General features: G+C 62.4%; 9 protein-coding genes and 1 other RNA gene. 4 read left to right on the forward strand and 6 right to left on the reverse strand.

Annotated features, from left to right (window positions below; translation table 11 throughout):
• Positions 1 to 62: 62 nt before the first annotated feature.
• Positions 63 to 692 (reverse strand): response regulator transcription factor, encoded by a 630-nt coding sequence (locus KBB96_RS02510; RefSeq protein WP_211631926.1) that lies wholly within the window; start codon positions 690 to 692, stop codon positions 63 to 65.
• Positions 693 to 734: 42 nt separating this feature from the next.
• Positions 735 to 3,656, reverse strand: a complete 2,922-nt coding sequence (locus tag KBB96_RS02515) for a sensor histidine kinase (RefSeq protein ID WP_211631928.1) — start codon at positions 3,654 to 3,656, stop codon at positions 735 to 737.
• A gap of 147 nt (positions 3,657 to 3,803) precedes the next feature.
• On the opposite strand from KBB96_RS02515, the gene rnpB reads away from it, so the two are divergent.
• Positions 3,804 to 4,188, forward strand: an RNA gene (gene rnpB / locus KBB96_RS02520) — RNase P RNA component class A.
• Positions 4,189 to 4,593: 405 nt separating this feature from the next.
• Positions 4,594 to 7,047: a c-type cytochrome gene (locus KBB96_RS02525; protein ID WP_211631930.1), complete on the forward strand. Its 2,454-nt coding sequence runs from the start codon at positions 4,594 to 4,596 to the stop codon at positions 7,045 to 7,047.
• Positions 7,048 to 7,063: 16 nt separating this feature from the next.
• On the opposite strand, the gene KBB96_RS02530 is transcribed toward KBB96_RS02525, so the two are convergent.
• The 4 genes from KBB96_RS02530 to KBB96_RS02545 all read right to left on the reverse strand — a co-directional run bounded on the left by KBB96_RS02530 (position 7,064) and on the right by KBB96_RS02545 (position 10,394).
• Positions 7,064 to 7,498, reverse strand: a complete 435-nt coding sequence (locus tag KBB96_RS02530; RefSeq protein ID WP_211631932.1) for a hypothetical protein — start codon at positions 7,496 to 7,498, stop codon at positions 7,064 to 7,066.
• Positions 7,499 to 7,577: 79 nt separating this feature from the next.
• Positions 7,578 to 8,678 carry a glycosyltransferase family 4 protein gene (locus KBB96_RS02535; protein ID WP_211631934.1) on the reverse strand — a complete coding sequence of 367 codons (1,101 nt, stop codon included), beginning with the start codon at positions 8,676 to 8,678 and terminating at the stop codon, positions 7,578 to 7,580.
• Positions 8,675 to 9,481 (reverse strand): PIG-L deacetylase family protein, encoded by an 807-nt coding sequence (locus tag KBB96_RS02540; protein ID WP_211631936.1) that lies wholly within the window; start codon positions 9,479 to 9,481, stop codon positions 8,675 to 8,677. Before KBB96_RS02540 ends, KBB96_RS02535 begins: the two co-directional genes overlap by 4 nt.
• A 97-nt stretch (positions 9,482 to 9,578) precedes the next feature.
• Complete coding sequence (locus KBB96_RS02545; protein WP_211631938.1) at positions 9,579 to 10,394, reverse strand: rhamnogalacturonan acetylesterase; 816 nt, start codon at positions 10,392 to 10,394, stop codon at positions 9,579 to 9,581.
• A gap of 708 nt (positions 10,395 to 11,102) precedes the next feature.
• On the opposite strand from KBB96_RS02545, the gene KBB96_RS02550 reads away from it, so the two are divergent.
• Together KBB96_RS02550 and KBB96_RS02555 are read left to right on the forward strand one after the other, a co-directional pair.
• Complete coding sequence (locus tag KBB96_RS02550) at positions 11,103 to 14,729, forward strand: hypothetical protein (protein WP_211631941.1); 3,627 nt, start codon at positions 11,103 to 11,105, stop codon at positions 14,727 to 14,729.
• A 55-nt stretch (positions 14,730 to 14,784) separates the two neighbouring features.
• A complete protein-coding gene (locus KBB96_RS02555) occupies positions 14,785 to 15,564 on the forward strand; it encodes a hypothetical protein (protein ID WP_211631943.1) in 780 nt (259 codons plus the stop codon).
• Positions 15,565 to 15,727: the final 163 nt, after the last annotated feature.

Raw genomic sequence — 15,727 nt, forward strand, 5'->3', positions numbered from 1 at the left:
GACTGCCTCTATCGTGGTGAGTCCTCCCGGCACGCGAAGCGGAGCCTCGCGCTACCGCACGTTCAGCCCTGAAGATACTTCACCACCGCCTCGGTGCGGGATTGTACGTGCAGCTTGCCATACACCGCGTGCAGATGCGCGCGCACGGTGCTCACGCTGATACCGAGTTGGTCGGCGATTTCCTTGTAGAGCAATCCCTTCGCCAGACGCGCGAGGATCTCTTGCTCGCGGGGAGTCAGCGATTGCATCTCCGGCGTGGCACGGCGCTCGGGATGGAAATACGTCACCACCTTGCGCGCGATGTGCGCGGACATCGGCGAGCCACCGTCGATGGCCACTTCGCGGATGGCGGGCAGCAGTTCCGTTGCGGCGCTGCGTTTGAGCAGATAGCCGCTGGCTCCGGAGCGGAGTGAATCGAAGATCGAATCCGTATCGTCGTAGGTGGTGAGCATGATCACCTGCATCCCGGGGTGAGCCGCCTTGAGGGTGGCCACGCAGGTGATGCCGGAGGCTCCGGGGAGATTGATGTCCGCGAGCAGCACGTCCGGCACCTGTGCGGGCAGCCCGGCGATGGCATCCTCGGCCGAACCCCACGAGGCGATGCAGGACATGTCAGCCGCGCGATTGATCAGGGCCACCAGGCTTTCGCGTGTGACCGTATCATCCTCCACAACGGCGACTCGGATATTCATGCAACAGATTGTGAAGCGGAGCGGCTCAATGAACAGGCTTTTTCAAGGCCACGGCAGCTTGAAAAGAATCTCGGTGCCCTTGGCTGCTTCGCTGATGATCGCACAGGTGCCGTGAAGCGTGTTCGCGCGGTTTCGCATGTTGCCGAGCCCATCGCCGGTGAGCTTGTCGGTCTCGAAGCCCTGGCCATCGTCGAGGATGCGGATCGTGAGCATCTGCGGCGCGGGATCGATTTCCACGGCGATCTCGGTGGCGCCCGCATGCTTGGTGGCATTGTTCACCGCCTCGCGGATCATCAGGAAAACCTGATGGCGGAAATCGGCGGGCAGGGGACGTGGTTCGATATGATCCGGCCACTCCAGTCGGCAGCGGATGCCCGCAGCCTGCAACAACTCGCCCACCTGTTCGGCGGTGTAGTCGAGAAAGCTGGCGAGGTTGTCATGGCGCGGATTGACCGCCCACACGATGCGGTCGAAGGAGGCGACCGCGTCACGCGAGGCTTCGGAAAGCTTCGCGAGATGCGGTGATGGATGTTCTCCGCTGGCGGAAAGCTCGGAGAGCAGCGAGATGCGGGTGAGGCTGGCCCCCACTTCATCGTGCATGTCGCGGGCGATGCGCGTGCGCTCGCGTTCGAGTTCAGCCTGGCGTTTGGCGGCGAGCATTTCACGGCGGGCCTGGCGCAGTGAAAGCCACCGCGCCACCCATGCGGTGAGACCGAGGCAAACCAGGCCGATGGAGATCTTGAAGGTGAGGGTCTGCCAGAAGAATGGACGCACCAGGATTTCGAGACGCGCGGGATGGAGACTGGTGACACCGTCATTGTTCGCACCCATCACTTCCAAGGTGTAGCGGCCGGGGGCGAGGTGATTGTAGTTGGCCGTCCTTTCTTCACTGCTGTCCACCCAGTCGCGGTCCAATCCGTCCAGCCGGTGGAGAACGCGTGCATTCTCCGGAGCGGTGAAGGAATACACGCCGAGACCCGCCCGCAGGCTGTCCACGCCCGGTCCAATCTCCAGAGGACCGCGCGGTGATACGGCTGTTCCATTGACGATCACATCGGTGATGGCGACCGGCGGAGGCACGGTGTTCGTGCCGGTGGCGGCGGGATTCGCAATCGCGATCCCTTTCCGTGTGGCGATCCAGATCCGGCCATCCGGGGCGGTGAAGTGGTTCGGCTGATAGCCGCTGTTGGCCTGCACGCTGGCAAGCGCCTCGCTGGCACCGAAGGCCTTGCAGGAAACATTCATCGCCCGGCCTTCCGCAACCGCGGTCAGTTGTTCGAAGTCACATGAGAATATCCCACGGTCGCTTGCGGCCCAGATGGTGCCGCGTTCGTCCAGCACCAGTTGGGAGATGACATCGTCCTTCAGCCCTTGCGCGCTCGTCACCGCGCCCGTCTTCCCATCCTTCAGGCGAAGCAGGCCCGCATTCACCCGCGAGATCCACAGCGCTCCATCCGGAGTGGCGAGCAAGGTGCGGACGCCACGTCCTTTCCCCGTCAGATCGTGCTTTTCGAAGCCCGTGGCCGGGAAGGAATACAGGGCACCATTGAGTTCGGCTACCCACAGCCTGCCGCTGGAATCCTCTGCCATGGAGGCGATTTCGGGACCGCCGGGGAAGGGATGCGAGGTGAGCGCGCCGTCTTTGAAATTCAGCATCGTCCGGCCGCGGGCGACCCACAGCGAACCATCGCGCGCTTCGAACAACGTCCGGATGCGCTCGGTGGGATGGACCGGCGGCAGTGCGATGGCCTCGAATGTGCCCTCCTGGTGACGGAACAGCCGGCCTTCCTCGGTGCCGATCCAGACACTGCCGTCGGCGGTGGCGCACACGGTGGTGGCATTGCGGCCGGGCCAGGCGGTCCCGTCGGCGAAGGCTTTCCATCCGCCTTTGTCACGCCGGTAGAGTTCGCCACCGGTTTGAAGTACGACCCATATCGTACCATCCGGCGTGCAGGTCATGGCCCTGGGGGTCTGTCCTCCCGGCAGGCCGGTTTCCGAAAGCATGGAGACGGCCCGCAGGCGCACGCGGTTGATGCCGCCGCCGCCCGTCGCGGCCCAGAGATTGCCCTCGCGGTCTTCCGCCAGCGACCAGATGTCCGGATTGGAAGTGGCCACACGGACGATATCCCGGCCGATGTTGACGAACAGCCCGTCGCCGAAGGTGCCGATCCAGACGCGCCCGGCCGTGTCCTCCAGCATGCAGGACACGCGGTCGCCCGGGCCGGCGGGCAGTTCCGAAATGCGCTTGAGCGCACTGTCCGCGGGCAGCCGGAACAAGGTTCCGTCCTGGATCAGCCAGATTCCGCCGCTCCGCGCGCCGCATGCCTGGCTATCCTTTGCCGACGGGAGCGCTTGTTCGTGAACGAAGGCATCATCCTGAAAGCGGGCGAGAACATCGGCACCTACCCCCCATATGATGCCGGAGCCATCCTCGACGATATAGTTCGCGAAATCCGGAGCGAGGTCGCCTGTTGTTTTCGGTGGGGCGATCACGCCATCGTGGACGCGGAATGCATGACCGTCGTTGTAGCCCAGCCAGATGTCTCCGGAGCGGCTTTCAAAAAAAGCCGTCATGTGGGCGAACCGCTCGCGACCGATGATGGAATAGAGGGCCACGTCGCCGCCCTCACGGCGGGCGGCCAGACCGCGGCTGGTGACCACCCACAACGTCCCATCCCTTGCAGACAAGACGCCACCCACGCCTTCTCCGGCACTGGAGGCAGGACCCGTGGGCACCTGGGTGAGACGCTTGCCATCCAGCCGGGCCAGTCCGCGGTGGGTGGCGGCGAGGATCGAGCCATCCGCGTCCTGCGCGATGTTGCTCACGTCGTTGCTCGGCAAGCCATCGTCGGTTTGCCAGGAGTGCGCGATCCACGCTCTCGGCGCCTCCACGGCCCGTGCGCCAGACATCGCGGCGATGAGGGCGGCGATGCATGGGATGAGCGCGTGAAAGCGGCTGGGCATGGAGCGCGGAGCAGGATGAGACCTCTCGGGAAGAGTCTCCGTACCGTCCCGGCGTTGTCAATGGAGCCACGCCCGGGCTGAGGGGTGGTCTCCACGAACCACGGAATTTCCCTTGGACGCCCGCAGGATTTCGGGCACGGTCCGCGCGCCGCTCCCCGGACGGCCGCAGTCGGGCGCAAGCCCGGTTGAGGAAAGTCCGGACACCATAGGGCAACGCGCCTCGTGAAAACGGGGGACGGAAGCGTCAAGGCTTCCGGACGGAAAGTGCAGCAGAGAACATACCGCCGATGGCCCGCAAGGGATCAGGTAAGGGTGAAACGGTGGGGTAAGAGCCCACCGCCCGAAGGGTAACCGACGGGGCACGGCAAACCCCGCGTGGTGCAAGACAGAACAGGGGAAGGGTAGCCCGCCCGCCAATCTCCGGGTATTAGTCGCATCCCGCGCAAGCGGGGTCCTGCGAAAACAGGAAGAGAAATGGCCGTCCAGTCCCTCCGGGGATGGACAGAATCCGGCTTACAGGGGGGCGGCACCTTCCTTTTTTGAGTCGTAACCGCCTCATTTTGAGAATTGGGGCCGTTTTTGTGACATCTTGGCCGAATTTGATACCAGAGAATGCTTCCTTTTTTGAAAAGTTAGGTGCATTGTATCACCAACGAAAGGCGACAGCGAGCTTCGGTTAGCTGGAAACCTTTCCCGCATATTCCTTTGTGTCTGACGATGGCCTTCCGAGGTCGATCCGGGGGGAGCAAGCCCGGAAAGCCGCCGAAGACACTTTGGGGGGAATGTGATTTAACCAAGGGCCCGAATCCGAATGCTATCCCGGATTCGGGCCCTTGTGTTTTCCGTTCCTTGAGGAGGCTGGTGGGATGTGGAAAAATGTCTGAAATTGTATGATTTTGTGTCCGTATCTGCTCCGATGATGTCTCGTTCATTGCTCTTGCCCCTATTGTTCGCCGGTTCCGTGTTCGCGGACCCCGATCCCGCCTCTGGCATCCATGTGCCGAAGGATTTCAAAATCGAACGGATCTACGAGGTGCCCGGAGGACAGGGTTCCTGGGTGGCCATCACCAAGGACGACAAGGGAAGGTTCATTTGCTCCGACCAATACGGCGGCCTTTATCGCGTGGAGGCGGGGGCTGCTCCGAAGGTGGAGAAGCTGGAGGTGAAAATCAGCGGTGCCCACGGCCTGTTGTGGTTCCAGGGAGTGCTCTATGTCTCCATCAATGAGGCGCCGATGAAGAGCGGCGTGTGGATGGTGAAGCCGCAGGGCGACCAGTTCTCCGAGCCGGTGCTGGTGAAGGAGTTCAAGGGACGTGGCGAGCACGGCCCGCACCAGATGGTGCCTTCTCCGGATGGGCAGTGGATCTACGTGACTTGCGGGAATTTCACCGACCTCCCCGGAATGGATGGTTATCAGCCGGCCAAAGTGTGGCAGGAAGACCAGTTGCTGACCCGCTGCACCGATCCGCGCGGCCATGATCCGAATCAAATGGCCCCCGGCGGCTGGATCGCCCGGTTCAAGCCGGATGGTGGCTCATGGGAGCTGTACGCGAGCGGCTTCCGCAATACCTACGACATTGCTTTCAATGACCGTGGCGATCTCTTCGGCTACGACTCGGACATGGAGTGGGACTTCGGTACCCCGTGGTACCGCCCGACCCGCCTGTGCGAGATTCTTCCCGGCGGCGAATACGGCTGGCGCAACGGCAGCGGCAAGTGGCCGGTGGAGTATGAGGACAACTATGGTTCGCTTGTGGACTTCGGACCCGGCTCGCCCACCGGTGTCGTCGCGGGGCGTGGAGCGAAGTTTCCGGAGGCTTACCAGCGGGCTTTGTACACGCTGGATTGGACCTTCGCTACGGTGCGCGCCATCCATCTGGAACCACAGGGTACTTCCTACAAGGCAACCAGTGAGGAATTCATCACCGGCACCGGCCTGCCGTTCACGGACGCGGTGATCGGTGATGATGGAGCGATGTATCTGCTCACCGGCGGCCGCAAGACCGGCTCCGCGATGTGGAAGGTGACCTACACCGGCAGCGCGAGCACCGCGCCGGTGAAGATCGGCCGTGAGGCGGACCCCTTGGCGGCGTTCAAGTCCGCGATCGACAAGCCCACTCCGGCCGCGATCAACTCGTTGTGGGAAAAGCTCGGCTCCAGCGAACGCACCGAGCGTTTCCTGGCGCGCACCGCTTTGGAGAAACTGCCGCCCGCATCATGGGCTCCACGTTTGGATGCCGAGAAGGATGCGTGGCGCGTGATCGGAGCCTCGATCGGACTGGCCCGCGTTTCGACGAAGGAAGACCGCGCCCGCGCGCTGTCCGCCCTGGACCGCCTCGATTGGAGCAAGCTCTCCAGCCTCCAGCGCATCAACTGGCTCCGCGCCTGCGATCTGGAATTCATCCGTGGCGGCGAACCACAGGTGGAAGAGCGCCAGAAGGTGCTCGCGAAAATCGACAAGTCCTTCCCGACCGGGGATGAGATGGTGGACCGGGAACTGTGTCGCCTGCTGTGCTACCTCCAGGCACCGGGCATCGTCGGCCGCACTTTGACGGCGATGGATCTCGCCGGTCCGGGCAAGCCGCCGGCATGGACGGAAATCGCCGCCCGCAATTCCGGCTATGGCAAGCCGATTCTCGAGATGCTCAAGAACCTGCCGCCCGCGCAGGTGCTGCATTACGTCTATTGCCTCCGCGCGGTGAAGGGCCCGTGGGGTGCGGGCGAACGCGAGCGATTCTTCTCGTGGGTGGACCGTCTGGCCTCCGGCAGCGGCGGCGCGAGCTATGGCGGATTCGTGGCGGAACTGCGGAAGCAGGCACTCGCCAATGCAACTCCGGAAGAGCGTGTCAGGTTTGAAAAGCCCGCGCATGCCGCGGCCAATCCGATGGCGAACCTGCCTCCGGTGAAAGGTCCGGGCAAGGACTGGACCGTGGATGAAGTCGCGGCACTTGCTGCCGGTGGCTTGTCCGGACGGGACAAGGAGAATGGCAGGAACATGTTCAAGGCCTCGCTTTGCGCCGCTTGTCACGCTTTCAATGGAGAAGGTGGTGACGTGGGTCCGGATCTCACCACGCTCGGCGGACGTTTCAAGCCGCGTGACATCGCGGATGCGATCATCAATCCCAGCGCGGTGGTTTCCGACCAGTTCGCCTACAGCACGATCACCAGGAAGGACGGCAGCTCGCTGTTCGGGCGGATGCTGAAGGAGGAGAATGGAAAGGTGATCGTCGGCACGAATCCCTTCGATACCACCCAGACGGTGGAGGTGCCGAAGGATGAGATCACTTCGATGGAGCGTTCCAGCATCTCCCCGATGCCGGGTGCGCTGATCAACCGTCTGAATCCGGACGAACTGAAGGATCTGCTGGCATTCCTGACTGGTGCGAAATAATCGCGGGCCGGTTTCATCAGGCTGCCTGGATGAGTGATCCGGTCGTGTGACGCGACCGGATCGTTTCCGCATCGACAGGCGCGGGATGGAGTGTTTCCACCAGGTGACGCAGTACTTCCGACTCCCACGCAAGCCGGGACAGGATGAGATCCGCCATCCAGCCGCCTGCGGTATCAGTCAAACGAAGAAGCGGTTCCTCCATCCCGGTGGGCGGCAGCAGATAGGCCAGTGGCAGTTGGTCGGGCACGACCGCGAGTCCGCTGGCAACGTCGTGGAGTTCCATGCCTTCGGCGATGAAGAGACCGCATTGCACGGGCGTTTCTTCAAGCCTGCCGTAGCGATGCAGCCGGAGCCGGCAGGGGCCCAAGTGGATCAGGTGGTGAAGGAGGATGGCGGTCTGACGCTCGAACCGATGGCCGGTGTTGTAGTGGCGGAAGATGAGTCCTTTCATCGGTCGCAAGGGAAACACGTTCCGCGATCGCCCGCCCGCGCACCGTTGCGGGATGTGGATGGCGGATTGCGGGGCACGGTTAGCCCCGCCTGTTCGTCAGAATCGCCCGCAGCCGCTCGCCAAAAACCTCACTGGTGCGATCCTTGAGGAGCGCCCGACAGGAGGTGTGGAAATCCACGGCATCCATCGTACCAAATTCATCACAACTCATCCGCGGCCACGCATCGCGCGCGCGTGCGATGGCGGCAGCCAGCGCGGTGATGTCGTCCGGCGGCACCAGCAGGGCGAGACCTGCGGCGCTCTCCGGAATGGCCCCCGCCGCGCAGGCCACCACCGGGGTTCCGCAGCGGAGTGATTCCAGCAGCGGCAGGCAGTAGGTTTCGTGCCGTGTGGCGAGTACCGTCAAATCGGCCGAGGCATAGCGTTCCGCCAGGTCCAATCTGGAAGCCGGTGGTCCGGTGAAGCGGACCCGCTTTGTCAGTCCGGAGGCTGCGAGAAATTCCCGCACCTGCGTCTCGTAGATGGCATTTGCGGACAGAGGATTGTGAACCACCTCCAGTTCCCAATCGCGGCAGCCGGATGTTTCGAGCAAATGCAATGCCCGGACGATTTCCAACAGCCCTTTGTTCGCCACGAGGCGCCCCACATGGAGAAGCCGGAAGACTCCATCCGCGCGGCGGGCTGGGCGGGGAACCTCCGGCAGATCCACCGGAAGGGGCAGCGGGATATAGTCCGGTCGGGTGACTCCCATCGAGAGTGCCAGGTCCTTCGAATAGCCGGTGGCATGCAGCACGACATCGGCACGATCCGCGATACGGAACTTGCGGCGCGAATGATCCACCCATCCTCGATCCGCCTCGGGTACCAGCGCGCGCGGTGTCAGTCCGTGGAAATAGACCATGCGGCGGGCTCCCCGTGGAATCCACGGCAGCAGGTTGAAAAGATCGTAGGACGCGCCGAAGTGGAACAGATGCACGTCCGTGTCCCGCCACCTTCTCCATTCGCGGAAGTGGGAACGGGCACCGTTCATCACACGGACTTCCGGTCGCTGGATGCTACTGCGGTCACAGTAAATCAGGCTTTCCGCACCACGGGCCAGCAGCGCCTCATGCATCGCCAGCACCGAGTGACCGGTGGCATCCTGCGGAGCCAACCAGCCGGTGTAGAGCGCCACCTTCACGCGGGTGCTCCGGCGAGCAGCGCGTCCACGGCCGGCAGGAAGTGCTCCCGGTAGGTGATCGCCCGGGTGATGGAACCTTCCTGCTTCAGGTGCTCCGCGCGCCAGTCGTAGCGGAGCACCCGTCCGCTGGCTTCCGGCTCCGGGAAAGCTCCGGAAGCCTCAGCGATCTCCTCCAGTGCGAGATGCTCGGGAGTGATCACCAGGAATTCCGGCCCGGCTTGCTCGCGCAGGTTGAGATAGATGTGGTCGCGGGCGTGGGTTTTGTGCGCGAGTTCTTCTCCGGTGAGGTGGTATTGGAAGCGGCGGTCGGCGAGAGCCTCCGGCACACGTTGGATTTCATAGCTCTCCGTTTCCGCCGGTTTCTGATAGACCAGCGGGATCTCGTAGAGGGTCGCCTCCGGCAGATCTTGCAACGCCCGCAGCACCATTGGCCGGGTGATGTCGTGGACGGGATTGTAGAACTCGATCGCATCGCAGAAAACCTGGTCCGGTTGCAGGCGCGCCAATTCCCTGCGCAGATCTTCCGTCACCCGCGCGAAGAGCACGTCATCACGATCGAGCAGCGCGTCATAGAAGGAGGATTCGCTGTAGCCGAGATAGGTGGCTTTTTCGAGAAGGCCGATGCGTTCCAAGCCCTCGCGGGATTGTCGTTCGCGCTCCGGCCCGCCACCGTCCGTGATCACCACCACGTGCGGTTGATGACGTTGCAACAGCCCGTAGATGGCGAGCTCGTGGGCAGGGTGGCCGATGACGACGACGCGTTTCGCGCCTGATACGGAGAAAGGATCGGTGGGATGGGACATGATGCCGGAAGGGATTGGAAAAGCTGCCCCACCCTGCGGAATCCACCCCTCGCGGGCAAGACGGGAAGTGATGCGGGATTGGAACCTGCGGCCGGAGTCACGGCTGGACAGGTGCTGCAACGGGCTTCCATGTCTCGACCGCCCTGCCCTCCTCACTCAGCCATGCATCGAATGGTGAGCCGGGCAGGGCCTTGAGGCCGGAGATCACGGAGCCGGCGTTGCGTTTCGCACCATCGGTGGTCGTGTGGGTGCGCTCGTCCGCGTAGTAGGTGGCCACCTTTTCCTCTCCGTCTTTCTGATAGGCCGCACGGATGATGTTCGTGAGATCGATGAAGGTCGCGCCCGCCGTATCCGCACTTTCGAGCGCCCACTTGCCATAGTCCACGAAGTCCGGGGCGAAGGTGCCATTATCCCACTTCTTGTGAGGGATGGGGGAGCAGACCGTGACCTCCGCGCCCTTCGCCTTCGCGGTGGTGATGTAGTTCCGCAGGTACCAGCCGTAGGTATGTACGGCTTCCGTCGTACCATCCGGCTTGGTCACATCCCGTGTTTCCTCGCCGGTGCCCTTCAGGGTTCCGCGGAAACGGCTCTTTTCGCCGGGTGAGCCGACGTCGTTATGACCGAACTGGATCAGCACGCGGTCGCCGGGCTTGAGGCCCGCGAGCACTTCGTCCCAGCGCTTTTCCGTGAGGAAGGTCAGGCTGCTGCGGCCACCCATGGCCTTGTTCACCACGCGCACCTTGGCAGGATCGAAGAAAGCCGGGATCTCATCACCCCATCCGCGCAGGACCAACCCGCCGTTCTTGCCGGTGTTGTGGACGGTGGAGTCGCCGATGATCCAAAGCGTTGGAAGATCGGCGCGTGCGACGACCAGCGAGAGCAGGAGGAAGGTGATGCAGGAGAGCAGTTTCATGATCGGAACCGATTGCGTATCGGCAGGGAGTAACACCACACGCATGACGGTGTTTCACGCCATTTGTCCCGTGGTTGCGGGACGATGGATGGAGGGACGGAAGCTTCCACCGGATTGCGTCCTGATGTCAGATCCTCCATTCCTCCCGGGAACACGGGTGATTGTTGGCTTCCTGAAAACCAGCCCCCGTTTTGCGGCTCGAAAAATATTTTCAGAAGGAAAGTCATTCGTCCCATCGGTTCCACATCCGGCGGTGTTCGCGGATTCCGCACCGATCAGCGTGTGCTTCCTCTTCATCGTTCGAGTGTTCCCGATTCGTATCGATCATCCAGCGAGAGGACGCCGGATGTATGCACATTCGCCATGATGGCAGAGGCTTGCGCGTCAAGGAACGGTGAGGAAAAGCGTCAGCCGCGTGAGGGTCGTGCCGCGTGTTCCCGTGCTCGGAATATCATCATTCCGAGCGATTTCGATTGAGGGTTTTCGATAGAAGGGCGTTCGGAAATAGGTGGAAAACCTTTGATAAATGAACGTTTTCGACGGTTGGTCGGCGGAATGATACACAAATCGAACCCTTCGATACAAGCGGCCTCCAAAAGACGGGGTAAGGTCAACTCATCGTAGTGGCCTGACTCGCCCCAATCCTTGTCGTCCGGAGTCCGGTCCATTGTCCGAGTATCAGTTGTAAATGCATCCGCCCAGACGCCCATGAACCCGACTCATGATAAACGTCACCGGTCATTAGTAAAATGGCAGCGTGGCTTCGCGCTGATCGTGGTGCTGATGATGATGGTGCTCATCAGCGTGCTCGCGTTGGGTCTGCTGGGCCTTTCCACCGTCACGCTCCGCACCAGTTCCGCCGAGCTTGCCCGTCAGGAAGCCCGCGCCAACAGCCGTCTTGCGCTGATGATGGCCATCGGCGAACTCCAGAAGCAGATGGGGCCGGACCAGCGCATCAGCGCCCGTTCTTCCGCCGTGAATGGACAGAAGGGTGAGAAGAACACTCTCGGTTCGTGGGAAAGCTGGCACTGGAAGGTTGCCTTCGGCAGCCCGGACTACAAAGAGAAGGCTGGCAAATTCAAAGGTTGGCTGGTTTCCGCCCCCACGGAGCAGCGGCGCCTCGATCCGGCGTATCCGGCTGCGGAATTTACGAATCCAGTCTGGCTCATCAATCCGCAAACGGTGGGTGCCCGCTCCGAGGCGGCTGAAAACGGTGCAGGTCTCCGCGCGGACAAGGTCAATGTCACCATCGGTTCCCAGTCCGGTTCCTTTGCCTGGGCTGTGATGGACGAGGCGCAGAAAGCCCCGATGAATCTCGCCAAGGCGGCTCCATCGAATCTCGGGGAGAAGATCGCCCAGCGCACGGCTCCGCCACGCACCCGTCCTGAGAGCCTGGTGGAAGGCCTGTCTCCGGATCAGATCGGCGAACCCCGGAAGCTGGTTTCCGTGGCCACCGCGGTGCCTGCCTCCGGTGGCAGCAAGGAAGTGCTCGCACTGCAGGAAGACGTGACCACCGATTCGCTGGGCCTGCTGACCAATGTTTCCGAAGGCGGCCTCCGTGCCGACCTCACCACTCTCTTTGAAGCGGATCAATCGAAGGTGAACTTCGTTTCCGTGCTCGGTTCCAATGGTCCTTACGGCTCCGTGGGACCCGGCAGCAATGCCAATGCGAACACCGCCACCGACAGTGGACCCACGTGGGACTACCTGCGCAATCACTACCAGCTTTACAGGGACAGCCGTCTCAGCGGAGCGGACTCCGGCCAACCGCTGTTCAAATACTCCGATGCCAAGACGCTTTCCAGCGGCGTGGATGTCGGCAAGGCCGCCCTGACCGGCACTGCGGTGGGCACCGTGAAGTCGCCGCCCGTCGAGCGCCTGTTGCCCGTGATCTCGAAGTTCCAGATCATGTATTCGGCGGTCACCCACTACTGCCACATCAACGACCGTGTGGATTACTACAACACCTCCGGCCAGCCGCAGGGGAACCAGAACTACTACGCACCCCATCTCGTCTATGATCCGGTCGTCACACTCTACAATCCGTATGATGTCGCGCTCGATCTGCCGCAGCTCCGCCTCCGCATCTGGGACGCGCCGATTCTGTTCGGCTTCAAGAAAAACGGCGAGTGGCTGCGCAGCGGCTTCGCCGGTGGTTTGCAGCCCCTGAGCCGTTTCACCATCAATACGGAGAAGGATGACAAGGCTCGCAAGAGTTTCACCCTGCTGCTCCGCGATGCAAAAGACGGTACGCCCGGACAACCGATCCGCCTAGCACCGGGCGAGGTGAAGGTCTTCAGCGCCTGGGTCGAACCGAAATGGAACTGGGCGATCGAAACCGCAGGCCAGTACAACGTTTACACGTTCTTCGATTTCGATACGAACCGCAACTTCGGCAAGATTGATCCCCGCACCGGCAACAAGCTGGGTGTGGAAACCATTCCCGGATGGGACCCGCGCGCCGGTTTCCAGACCGACCACCTTGCCTCCACCTACGATCGTCCGTCTTCCACCAACTATCCGTGGGACACCAAGGGCAGGAATACCGGCTGGGTGGTGATCAAGAAGGATGAGACCTTCTCCGTGCGTGCGGAGGCCGGACATCCTCTGGCCACTTCCGGCTCCAGCGACCCGGATTTCCAAGTGGATCTCATGCAGGGCACTCCTCCCTCCGGTGGCGAGCTCGATCCTGCGAACGACACGCTGTTGCGTTCCTACAGCTTCAAGTTGAAGGACCCTGCCTCGGAGCTTTCGCTCAATGGCGTCAAGCCGGTGATCGACCGCTTGTTCAAGGCGGGTGACCTCATCCAGGCACCGGGCGACATGGGGGTGGGGGGCAAGACTCCCTTCGCCATCTTCACCATGGCGGCGAAGACCACCGCCGATCCGAATGACAACGCGCGGCCCTGGGTACACAACCACCCGGTGGTCGAAGGCCCGGTGCAGGATACCAACAAGGTGTCAAACGCGCTCGATTCCTACGATCTCACGCTCAATGAAGTCACCGACTTCAACACTTTCCCCGGCATCGAAATCGATCCCGGATCGAACCGCGGTTTCTATGGCGCCAGCACCACCGCCAACCGCGGCGTGTCGAATGTGCCGATGTTCCGCGTGCCGGTCATGCCTGCCGTCAGCCTCGGCGATCTGGTGGCTTCGAATGTGATTCCGGGATCGGTCCTGCCGCGCACGACCCACCCCATCGGCAATTCGCGGGCGCATCCGCTGGTTCCGGCCAATGCCGCGGTCTATCGTTCTCCCAGCGCATCCTCGAACTACTACGATCATTCGTATTGCATCAATGACGCGTTGTGGGACCGCTTCTTCTTCTCCACCGCAGGAACGTTCAATGGCGGGCTGGTAAACAGCGGCACACGCCTTTCCCTGCTCACCGGATTCCTGAAGGGAGACAAGCAGCTTCTCAACCGCCGCTTCACCCCGCTCGTCTCGACCACCACCGATCCGACCGAACTCGCCAAGCAGCTCGACGGCACCGCCGATGGCACGCTGGCGAAGAAGATCGCTGCGAGCATCGGCGTGCGCGGTGCCTTCAATGTGAACTCGGACTCGGTGCCCGCCTGGATTGCCTTCATTTCCTCGATGCGCGATGCCTCCATCGCTGGATGGGCGGGCATGGACATGACCACCAAGGACAAGACCGGTTTCCCGCGCTTCACGCTGCCGATTTCCGGCGCCGCCGAGGACATCAATGCGAACAGTTCCATTGATGTGCAGGGCGCGCGCCGCTGGGCCGGTTTCCGCTCGTTGACGGATGATCAGATCAAGTCGCTGGCCACCGCCATCGTCACCCGCATCCGCGAGCGCGGCGCGAAGGACAAGGCCCCATTCCTCACCCTCGGCGAGTTCGTCAACCGTCGGTTGGCGAGCAATGATCCGGGCTCGGTGGCCGGTGTGCTCCAGCAGGCCATCGATGACTCGGGCGTGAACGACTCCTACAACGCCACGGACGCCAGGACCATGACATCGGCCGGCACCATGACCGGACTGGTGAATCCGGAGGCCCGCCAGGGCTACACCTCGGCCGGTTCCCCCGCCACCATCACCCAGGGCGATCTAATCAGCGCGCTGGCTCCCGTCATGACCGTTCGCGGCGATACCTTCCGCATCCGCGCCTATGGTGAATCCCGTACCTCGGATGGCAAGGTGGCTGCGCGAGCCTGGTGCGAGGCGGTGGTTCAGCGCATGCCCGCCTATGTGGACCCGAAGGATGCCCCGGAGGTGCTGCCTTCCGCTGCCACCGTATCGGTCAACAAGACCTTCGGGCGTCGTTTCGACATCGTTTCCTTCCGTTGGCTTGATTCCAAGGAGATCTGACCCGCGCCTCTTTCAATTAAAAATTCCCGGTCCGCCGCACGCGCATCCTCTACTCATGAAAGCCCGTTTCACCATTTCCATCGCCGCAGCCCTGCTGCTCCAGGCCGTTCCCGCCGGAGCCCAGCAGGTGAACGGCAACATGCAGCTCGCGTCTTCCAGCGCCAGCCTTTCACAGTCCGCTCCTCCGAAATCCGGAGAAACTGCCGGCCTCCGCGCCCGCAGTCTTTTGTTCCTCATCGATTCCCTTCCTGGCGAGGTCTATGCCCATGATCCTGCGGCGGAGAAGCCGGTTCCGGGAGTCGCGGTGCATGCGAAGAACTACCTCAATCATGAGGGCGACAGTTTCCCCGCCACCGCCAAGGAGATAGTCTTCACCCGCAGCGCCGATCCGACCAGCGCGAAGGCCGCCGACCAGCGGATCGCACGCGCCGCCGTGCCGGCGAATCTCAAGTCCGCCATCTTCCTCTTCGTACCCGGCTCCGGCCGTGCCGGTGAGGATCTCGCGCGCGTGATGGTCATCGATGACTCGGCCCGCAGCTTTCCAGCGGGTTCGCTGAAGGTAATGAACTTCAGCCCGCAGCCGGTGCGCATCCAGCTCGAGAACAAGGACTTTGATTTCAAGGTCGGCGAGATGCGAAACATCGAAGATCCGCCCGTAGGTGCGAATCAGACCTCCGGTATGCGGTCGTTCACCTTCAAGGACAATCAGTGGCAGCGCATCGGAGCCGGCATCTGGCCGCATCCGGGTACGAAGCGGGTGCTCCAGATCATTTTCATGAATCCCGCCACGAACCAGATCGAGGTGCGTGGAGTCCGGGATGTCACGTCCGTCTGATGGCGGGCGGAACCTTCTTCATGGGCAATGCAACCCTGCTGCAACAGGGGAAAGGCGCTCCGGCTGTCGCAACCGGAGCGCCTTTTTAATGTTCCAATCCAGCAATGAAAAGCCCCCACGCTCATAAGGAGTGTGGGGGTTTGGGAGATGCGGCGATTTGAAA

The organism is Luteolibacter ambystomatis, assembly GCF_018137965.1.
GTDB lineage: Bacteria > Verrucomicrobiota > Verrucomicrobiia > Verrucomicrobiales > Akkermansiaceae > Luteolibacter > Luteolibacter ambystomatis.

What these genes read in the sequence shown, in the direction of transcription:
- KBB96_RS02510 (WP_211631926.1), bottom strand. Translation starts at nt 692, where the DNA reads ATGAATATCCGAGTCGCCGTTGTGGAGGATGATACGGTCACACGCGAA.
- KBB96_RS02515 (WP_211631928.1), bottom strand. Translation starts at nt 3,656, where the DNA reads ATGCCCAGCCGCTTTCACGCGCTCATCCCATGCATCGCCGCCCTCATC.
- KBB96_RS02530 (WP_211631932.1), bottom strand. Translation starts at nt 7,498, where the DNA reads ATGAAAGGACTCATCTTCCGCCACTACAACACCGGCCATCGGTTCGAG.
- KBB96_RS02540 (WP_211631936.1), bottom strand. Translation starts at nt 9,481, where the DNA reads ATGTCCCATCCCACCGATCCTTTCTCCGTATCAGGCGCGAAACGCGTC.
- KBB96_RS02545 (WP_211631938.1), bottom strand. Translation starts at nt 10,394, where the DNA reads ATGAAACTGCTCTCCTGCATCACCTTCCTCCTGCTCTCGCTGGTCGTC.
- KBB96_RS02550 (WP_211631941.1), top strand. Translation starts at nt 11,103, where the DNA reads ATGAACCCGACTCATGATAAACGTCACCGGTCATTAGTAAAATGGCAG.
- KBB96_RS02555 (WP_211631943.1), top strand. Translation starts at nt 14,785, where the DNA reads ATGAAAGCCCGTTTCACCATTTCCATCGCCGCAGCCCTGCTGCTCCAG.